The sequence below is a fragment of the Desulfosarcina sp. genome, from assembly GCF_041551955.1.
In the GTDB taxonomy this organism is placed as follows: domain Bacteria; phylum Desulfobacterota; class Desulfobacteria; order Desulfobacterales; family Desulfosarcinaceae; genus Desulfosarcina.
In genome coordinates this window covers 1-3,048 of record NZ_JBFELV010000540.1, presented here as the reverse complement: position 1 = coordinate 3,048, position 3,048 = coordinate 1, and the positions used below count along the sequence as shown (strand labels likewise).

The following is a 3,048-nucleotide window of genomic DNA, read 5'->3' as shown; positions in this document are numbered from 1 at the left end:
GCCGAGTCTGGCGATAACCGACTCCTGCGGGTCCAAGCCGATGATGGCTGCCGTGTCGCTGCTGCGGATGTTGGTCTTGATCCTGGTGGCCACCTGCTTGAGGAGCAGGTCCCCAATATGGTGACCCAGGGTATCATTGATCAGCTTGAACTGATCGAGGTCAAGAAACAGCAGGGCAAATTTCTGACCCGTGCGACGGGCACCGGCAATGGTATGTTCGAGTCGATCCAGAAACAGGGATCGATTGGCCAGCCCGGTCAGGCTGTCATAAAACGCAAGCAGACGAATCTCCTCCTCGGCACGCCTCAGTTGGGTCACATCCTGAATCACCCCCAGCATCACTTCCGGGGTGCCTTCCTTGCTGTAAAGCACCTCCGCTTGATTTAATATGTGTTTCTGGGTGCCGTCAGGGAGAATGACCGGGTAGTTGAGAACGATCGTCTTCTTGGATTGCACCGCCTGATCGATCTTTTCCTTCACCGCATCGCGTTCACGGGCAATAATCGGCGATAGAAAATCAGCGTAGGAGGCCTGGCGCTGGCCATCGAGTCCAAGCAGGCGACAGGCTTTGGATGAGCAGCTGAATTCGGAGCCCGCCAGGTCGATCTGCCAATTGCCCAACTTGGCCAGCTCCTGGGTTTTGGTCAGGCGGCTGCGGTTGCGATCCAGTTCCTTGAACGCCTGACCAGCCCGCAACAGGTATTTGGCCTTGTGACCCAGCATCGTCCAGTTGATCGGTTTGGAAACGAAATCACTGGCACCGGCTTCAAAGGCCTTTTCGATGGAGGCGTCATCATCCGAGCCGGTCACCATGAGGATGGGGGTGTAACGTCCTCCGGGAAGCACGCGAACGGCGGTGCAGGTCTCGAAGCCGTCCATTCCCGGCATGACCAGGTCAAGCAGGATGAGATCCGGCTTGTCGCTGGCAAAAAGATCCAGCGCCGTCTGACCGTGGTCTGCCTCAATCACGCTGAAGCCGGACTTTTTCAGCGCCGCACCCATAAATAGCCGCAATGACGGCTCGTCGTCCACAACCAGTGCCAAGGGGCGCGCCCCACGATCTGCAGCATCAATCATCCGGTACGAATCTCCCTTTCCAAATCTTTCTTTACCTCGGCAAATTCGGCAACAATGGCAGAAACCATCATTTCTGCATCTTCTCCTGCGTTCTTGGCGCAGTCCTTTTCCAGCATCCGGCTGAATTCAGACAGCCGCATGGCGCCTACATTGGCACTGCTGGATTTGAGCCGGTGGGCAATCAGTCGCATCTCATCGATATTCTTTTCTGAAAAGGCCGTTTCCAACTGCCCGATCAACGGGTGTGATCCATCCAAGTAGGTCACAACGACCCGCTCGAGAAAATCGGGCTCCCCTTCGATCTGAAGCTCCTTGAGGGTATTCAATATTTGCCTGTCGATGGAAGCTGTGGGGTTCTCTTTGGATTCATCGCGTGCTTGCTTGGGTTCAATGCCGTTTTCCGGCGGCGTAGGCTTTTTCTTGTCGGCGGGTCGATCACCGGCCCAGCGCTCGATCATCGCCAGCATCTCCTCCGACCGGAATGGTTTGTTCATGTAATCATCCATCCCCGCCGCCAGGCATTTCTGTTTGTCCCCTTCAAGGGCATGGGCGGTCAGCGCAATGATGGGGGTGTGCTGTAGACCGCCCTTATTCTCCTCTTGGCGCCGAATGTCGGCGGTCGCCTGATAGCCGTCCAGCACCGGCATCTGGCAATCCATGAATACAAGATCATAGCTGCATCTGGAAAATGCTTTCAGCGCCTCGCGCCCATTGGAAACCAGATCGACCCGGCAGCCCAACTTTCTGAGCATACCCTGGGCAACTTCCTGGTTGGTCGAATTGTCCTCCGCCACCAGTACATGGATATCAAACCGCCGCATCTCTTCGGCGATGCTGTATTGGGTAACCAGTTGACGATCCTCACCAGCCGGATCACTGCAAACCACATTGACCAGGGTGGCATTTAAATCGGACTGCCTGACCGGCTTGGTCAGGTAGGCGGATATACCGCATTTCTGGGCCGTATTGGCATCGCCGCGCAAACCCACCGAAGTCAACATGATCATCGGCGTGTCGGCAATAGCGGGCGTGGTTTTGATCTGCCGAGCCACCGCCATGCCATCCATACCTGGCATATCCCGGTCAAGGATCACCAGGTCGAATGGCATCCCCTGTCCTTGCGCGTCAGCCACCAGCCCGATGCCTTCTTCTCCCCCGCCGGCACTATGGCTATCCATGCCCCATGAGGCGGTTTGGCGCACCAGGATTTCCCGATTGGTCGCGTTGTCGTCAATGATCAGCACCCGGCAGCCATCCAGGTCAACGGTATTGGCAAGAGGTTTCTTTTTCTCTTTTTGCAAGCTTCGCTCCAGCTCAATCGAGAAAAAGAAGGTGGATCCTAAACCGGGTTGACTCTCGCATTCCAGTGCGCCGCCCATCAAGGCGATCAGCTCTGCCGATATGGCCAAACCGAGACCGGTGCCGCCGTATTTCCGGGTGGTGGAGCCATCGGCCTGGGAAAATGGGGTAAACAGTCTCTGACGATCTGCCGGGGTGATCCCGATGCCGGTGTCCCGGGTGGACACATGCAGCGTCACCTTATTATCCGGTTGGCGGATGGTCGACACCTTGACCACGACCTCACCCTGTTCGGTGAATTTAACTGCATTGGCCACCAGATTGGTCAGCACCTGTCGCAGCCGGGTGGGGTCGCCCTTCAGGTAAATATCGGTGCCCTCGGGAATAAACGCGGCCAATTCAAGCCGCTTGGCATGTGCACGGGAAGCCAGCATCTGAACGACATCATCCACCAGCATCTGCAGGTCGAAATTGATCGCCTCCAGTTCAAGCTTACCGGCTTCTATTTTAGAAAAATCAAGGATGTCATTGATAATTGCCAGAAGGGACTCACCCGATTTCTGGATCGTGGTCGCGAAACGGTCCTGTTCGGCATCGAGGTCCGTTTGCAGCAGCAGCCCGGCCATGCCCAGCACGCCATTCATGGGGGTGCGGATCTCATGGCTCATGTTG

At 56.3% G+C, this 3,048-nt stretch carries 2 protein-coding genes; both read right to left on the bottom strand.

What is annotated here, in order from left to right; all coding sequences use genetic code 11:
- A partial coding sequence (locus ABYV26_RS23780) for a response regulator (protein WP_372683836.1) occupies nucleotides 1-1,077 on the bottom strand: 1,077 nt, incomplete at its 3' end.
- The coding region (locus ABYV26_RS23775; RefSeq protein WP_372683835.1) for a response regulator at nucleotides 1,074-3,048 on the bottom strand (1,975 nt) is incomplete at its 5' end. The genes ABYV26_RS23775 and ABYV26_RS23780, both read right to left, overlap by 4 nt.